Genomic DNA, 5338 nt, shown 5'->3' with positions numbered 1-5338 from the left:
CCGCACCGTGCACGTGCCGCACCCGCCCGAGTCGGCGGCGTCCGGGCTGGGGGACACCGGACACCACCCCGTGCTCTGGTACCGCCGCACCCTCGCCGTGTCCCGGCCGGCCCCCGGGCGCCGGCTGCTCCTGCACTTCGGCGCCGTGGACCACCGCGCCGAGGTCTGGCTGAACGGGCACCTCGTGGGCCGTCACGAAGGCGGTCACACGGGCTTCAGCTGCGATCTCACCGAGGCCGTCGGCCCCGGCGACGAGCAGGTGCTCGTCGTCCGTGCGGAGGACCAGCCGCTCGACGCCACGCAGCCCCGCGGCAAGCAGGACTGGCGCCGCGACCCGCACGTCATCTGGTACCACCGCACCTCCGGCATCTGGCAGCCGGTCTGGCTGGAGGAGGTCCCGGACCAGCACGTCACGGTCCTGCACTGGACCCCCGACGTCGCCCACGCCCGCGTCCGGTGCCTGGTCCGACTCAGCCGGTGGCCGCGCCGCCCGCTGACCGTGACGGTCCGCCTGGCCCACGGCGACCGGATCCTCGCCGAACAGCACCTGCGCACCGAGGAGCAGGAGACGGAGTTCGACATCGCCGTGCCGGCCCTGCGCCACGGCCAGGACCTCGACGACCTGCTCTGGACGCCCGAGCACCCCCATCTCGTCGACGCCACCGTCGAGGTGGAGGAAGCGGACGCGGACCGTGCCGACGCCGCGCCCGTCGACCGGGTCACGTCCTACCTCGGGCTGCGCGACATCGGCTGGGACGACGGCGTCTTCCTCCTCAACCACAAGCCGTACTTCCTGCGGTTCGCCCTCCAGCAGGGCTACTGGCCCGCGTCCCACCTGTCGGCCACCGAGGACGACCTGCGCCGCGACGCCGAACTGGCCAAGGAGATCGGCCTCAACGGCCTGCGCCTGCACCAGAAGATCGAGGACCCCCGCTTCCTGTACTGGGCCGACCGGCTGGGCCTCCTGCTGTGGGAGGAGATGCCCTCCGCCTACACGTTCGGCACGCGGACGGCGCAGCGCGTCGTCGCCGAGTGGACCGAGGCCCTCAGCCGCGACCACAGCCATCCCTCCATCGTCGCCTGGATCCCGGTCAACGAATCGTGGTCCGTGCCCAACCCCGCCCTGGTGCCCGCGCAGCGCCACTTCATGGACGCCCTCTACCACCTCACCAAGTCCCTCGACCCCTCACGCCCCGCCGTCTCCAACGACGGCTGGGAGATCTCCGCCGCCGACATCTGGGGCGTCCACGACTACACGCAGGACGCCGAGGTGCTGCGCGAGCGGTACGGCAGCGCGGCGCTCCGGCGCGGCGACCTCGCCGAACAGTGGCCCGGCGCCAAGCGTGTCACTCTCGACGGCGTCCGCCACGAGGGACAGCCCGTCGTGCTCAGTGAGTTCGGCGGCGCCACCTTCGAACCGGCCGAGGGCGCCGAGTGGTTCGGCTACGACACGGTCGCCACGAAGGAGGACTTCGCCGAGCGGCTCGCGCAGCTCGTGACGGCCGCCGTCGACTCCGGGCTCGCAGGCTTCTGCTACACCCAGTTCACGGACACGGAACAGGAGATCAACGGCCTCCTCACCGCGGACCGCACCCCGAAGATCCCCCCGGCCGAACTCCGCGCGATCCTCACCCGCCCGCGCGTGCGGCGGGGCGCGCCGGGCTGACCGGCCGGAGGGACTTTGCGGACACGGCCTAGGGATGCAGGACGAGCTTGCCCACGTGCCGGCGGCGGGCGAGCTCGTCCTGCGCGTGTGCGGCCTCGCCGAGGGGGAAGGCCGCGGCGACGGCAGGCCGGATGTCGCCCCGCCGGGCCAGGTCCATCAGGAGACGGAAGTGGGCCCGCGTGTGCATCGACGAACCGATCAACTGCCGGTTGTGCAGGTAGAGACGGCGCACGTCGAAGCCGACCTGGTGACCGCCGAGGGCGCCGGCGGTCACCCAGCGGCCCCCCTCGCGCAGCAGCGGCAGCCCGTCGTGCACCAGACTCCCGGCGACCACGTCGAGCCCGACGTCGACGCCTTCGGGGGCGAGTGCGCGGAGCTGCCCCGGGACGTCCCGTGCGCGGTCGACGACCTCGTGCGCGCCTGCCGCACGGACGGCGCCGATCTTGGCGCCGCTGCTGACGGCCAGCACCCGCGCGCCCCGCGCACGGGCGAGCTGGACGAGGGCGAGGCCGACCCCGCCCGATGCGCCGGAGACCAGCGCGGTCTCGCCCTCGTGCAGCCGCCCGCGCTCGATCATGCCGAGGGCGGTGCCGTAGGCGGTCGGCAGCGTGGCGAGCTGGTCGACCGTGAGCGGCGACCCGGTCATGTCGTGGACCTGGTCCACCGGAGCGGTCACGTACTCGGCGTACCCTCCGTCGCGTTCGCTGCCCATCAGGCCCACCGGGTGGGCATCGGGTCCCGCGGCGTCGTAGGTCGCCGGGTCGACGACCACGCGGAGCCCGACGAGGCCCGCGTCGCCGGTGGCGCCGACCGCCACGACGTGTCCGGCGACATCGGCGCCCTGGATGCGCGGGAAGGTGAGCGGACCCCGCCAGCCCGACAGGGCGGCGGGATCGTCCGGCCGGCCGTAGGCGCCCTCGCGGGTCCACACGTCCGTGTTGTTCAGCGCCGCTGCGCCGACCTCGATCAGCGCCTCGCCCGCACGTGGCGTGGGCACGTCGACCTCGGCCGGACGGAGGACCCCGGGGCCTCCGTGCTGCACGATCCGCATGGCGCGCATGGTCCTGGGCACAGTCATCGCCTGAGTCCTCACGGGTATACTGATCGGTGAACCCTGTCCCTGCCCAAGGTACACCGATCGGTGAAGAGGTGCTCGATGCCGGACGCCCCACCCCTGACTCCGGCCGGCCGCCGCATCGTGGCCGCCGCGGAGGAACTCTTCTACGAGCGCGGCATCACCGCCGTCGGCGTCGATCTCATCGCCGAGCACTCCGGGACGACCAAGCGGACCCTGTACAACCAGTTCGGGTCGAAGGACCGTCTCGTAGCCGCCTACCTCGCGGCGCGGGACGAGCGCTGGCGCACGCTGGTACGCGCCGCGATCGACGCGTGTGGCAGCCCGGTCGAGGCCGTCACCGCGCCCTTCGACGCCCTGCGGACCTGGTCCGCGACGCACACGCGCGGCTGCGCGTTCATCAACGCGCTCGCCGAACTGCCGGACCCCGCGCACCCCGCGCACCGCATCGCCGAGAACCAGAAGCTGTGGCTGTCGGACCTGTTCGAGGAGCTGGCGACCGGCGCGGGCTGCTCCGACCCGTCCACCCTCGCTGCTCAACTCCTCGTCCTGCACGAAGGGACGCTCGCCACCCAGCCGCTGCCCCTGGACACGCTGTCCCGCAGCACGGACCTGGCCCGCATGCTCGTCGCGCGGGCCAGGGGAGGCGCGTAGGCGCGAGGCCTTCCTTCCGGGGGTGGCTTCCCCGTCCGCCCCGGAAGCCAGTAGCGTGGGCGCGTCACGTCCCGAACCTCTGGTGAGCGGCGTGTGGTGAGCCGGGAAGTCTGGTCGGCACTTCTGTCCGTCGTACCCGGAAGGTCTCACCGTGCCAGGAAATACACCGTTGCGCCCCATTGCGTTCCGCGATGAATCGATGTGCCGTGACTGCATCTGAGCGCCGGCACTGCGGGCATGACGAGCTGATCGCCGATGTGGTCACCCGCTTCGACGCCTATGTGCGGGCACGGTCCGCGCGCGACGGGATCTTCGGCTCGTCACATGCCGATCCGCGCCAGGAGCAGCGGGTGTTCGACGATCTGCAACGCGCGATGGTGCGGCTTCGCGGCAGTGTGCGGTGAGTTCGGTCCGCCGCGCGAGGAGGGGGAGTGCCGCATGTCGGCAGAAGTGTGGGCGCCGCTGTTCTCGCTGGCCGGCGTGGTGCTCGGCGGCGGACTGACGGCATGGTCGCAACGCGCGACGCAGCGTTCCGCCGAGCGGCTCGACGAGCGCCGGCGGGTCGCGGCGGACCGGGAGGCCCGTCGCACCGAACAGGTCCAGGCGGTCAAGGACTTCCTCGCGTGCGTCCAGGAGGCGGAGGGGGTGGCCTATCGCCGCCCCGAGGCATGGGGCGAGGACGAGGCGTGGCACGGCGCCGCGTCGGCCGTGATGGGCCGACTGTGGATCGCGGAGCGGCATCTCGCCCTGGTCTGCCACGCCGGTCTCCGCGACCCGGCACAGTCCTACGCGTGGGCGCTGAATCAGGCCGTCTGGCGGGAGATTGGTGACATACCGGTCAACGAGCACGTGGAGGAGCACAAGAGCGCGTTCATGGACGCGGCGCGGGCCGGTCTGGCCGCCGTCTGACGACGCGCCCGGTCCGCGCGGCGGGACAGCGCCGACGCCCGGCCGCCGGGCGTTGTCAGGTCTGCCGCGTCACCGCCTCCGCCTCTACCCGCGCCTCGTCCTCCGCCGCCTCCTGTGCCGCCATGACCTCGTCCCCGTGCTCGAAGGCCCACGCGCCGAACGCGTCGATCGGGGCAAGCAGGGTGCGGCCCAGTGGGGTCAGGCTGTAGTCGACGCGAGGGGCCGGGGCGGGGTGCCGCGTGCGGACGACCAGGCCGTTGAACTGCAGTCGGCGCAGGGTCTCCGTCAGGACCTTGGAGCTGATCCCCCCGATGTGCGCCTGGAGCTCGGCCGGACGCCTCGGACCCTCGCGCAGGGCCCAGAGCACCACCGCGTTCCAGGTGTGGGAGAGCAGGTCGAAGGCGAGGCGGGCACGGCAGTCGGCGAGGTAGGCGTCGGTAGTCACGTACCGAATGGTGCCTGAGCGTCTCCGTAGCGTCGATGTGGATCGGCGGACCGGATTCCGAGAGGGGACCTGATGAGGATCGGCGTCATGGGGACGGGCGGTATGGCCGGAGCATTGGCCACCCACTGGGTGCGGGCGGGCCACGACGTGTTCGTCGGCGGCCGGGACGCGCGGAAGGCGGAGCGGCTGGCGGCGGGCATCGGCGCGGGCGCGGCAGCGGGCGCGGGGACGAGGGCAGCGGCGAGGCCGGCGCCGGGGCACGGCAGCCTGGACGCGGCCGCCGCGTTCGGCGAAGTGGTGCTCGTGGCACTGCCGTTCGGGGTGGGCGAGGACGTGGTCGGCGCACGGCGCGCGGCACTGAGGGGCAAGGTGCTCCTCGACTGCTCCAACCCCGTCGGGGAAGGATTCCGCCTCCTCACCGGTACGGGCCCCTCCGCCGCGCTGCGTCTCGCCGCGGCGGCGCCCGGGGCGCACGTGGTGAAGGCGTTCAACCTCTGCCACGAGGACGTGTGGCGCATGCGCCCGCCGGTCTTCGACGGCCGCCCGCTCGCCGTACCCGTGTGCGGGGACGACCGTGCGGCACTCGCGT

The 5338-nt window shown here is 73.1% G+C and carries 7 protein-coding genes; 5 read left to right on the top strand and 2 right to left on the bottom strand.

Features of this window, described 5'->3' with window-relative positions; genetic code table 11:
- Positions 1–1666 (top strand): glycoside hydrolase family 2 TIM barrel-domain containing protein (locus tag GTW43_RS14355; protein WP_161302179.1); only part of this gene is annotated, 1666 nt, incomplete at its 5' end.
- 28 nt (positions 1667–1694) lie between these two features.
- Here the strand turns inward: GTW43_RS14355 and GTW43_RS14350 are convergent.
- The gene (locus tag GTW43_RS14350) at positions 1695–2744 is read right to left on the bottom strand and encodes a zinc-binding dehydrogenase (protein ID WP_161302178.1); all 1050 of its coding nucleotides are present in this window, start codon (positions 2742–2744) and stop codon (positions 1695–1697) included.
- A 78-nt stretch (positions 2745–2822) separates the two neighbouring features.
- Here GTW43_RS14350 and GTW43_RS14345 point away from each other — a divergent pair, with 78 nt between their 5' ends.
- The 3 genes from GTW43_RS14345 (at position 2823) to GTW43_RS14340 (ending at position 4304) form a co-directional block, all read left to right on the top strand.
- On the top strand, positions 2823–3395 hold the full coding sequence (locus GTW43_RS14345; RefSeq protein WP_161302176.1) for a TetR/AcrR family transcriptional regulator: 573 nt from the start codon (positions 2823–2825) through the stop codon (positions 3393–3395).
- Between the two features lie 206 nt (positions 3396–3601).
- Entirely contained in the window at positions 3602–3799 is a 198-nt protein-coding gene (locus tag GTW43_RS37520) for a hypothetical protein (protein WP_237536596.1), read from the top strand.
- A gap of 34 nt (positions 3800–3833) precedes the next feature.
- Positions 3834–4304, top strand: a complete 471-nt coding sequence (locus GTW43_RS14340; protein WP_161302174.1) for a hypothetical protein — start codon at positions 3834–3836, stop codon at positions 4302–4304.
- 55 nt (positions 4305–4359) lie between these two features.
- Here GTW43_RS14340 and GTW43_RS14335 read toward each other — a convergent pair whose 3' ends face one another.
- Entirely contained in the window at positions 4360–4749 is a 390-nt protein-coding gene (locus GTW43_RS14335; protein WP_161302172.1) for a helix-turn-helix domain-containing protein, read from the bottom strand.
- A 72-nt stretch (positions 4750–4821) separates the two neighbouring features.
- Here GTW43_RS14335 and GTW43_RS14330 point away from each other — a divergent pair.
- On the top strand, positions 4822–5338 hold a 517-nt coding region (locus GTW43_RS14330), incomplete at its 3' end, for an NAD(P)-binding domain-containing protein (protein WP_161302170.1).

It is taken from the genome of Streptomyces sp. SID5785, assembly GCF_009870065.1.
Taxonomy (GTDB): Bacteria; Actinomycetota; Actinomycetes; order Streptomycetales; family Streptomycetaceae; genus Streptomyces.
This window is presented reverse-complemented; position numbering and strand designations above follow the sequence as displayed.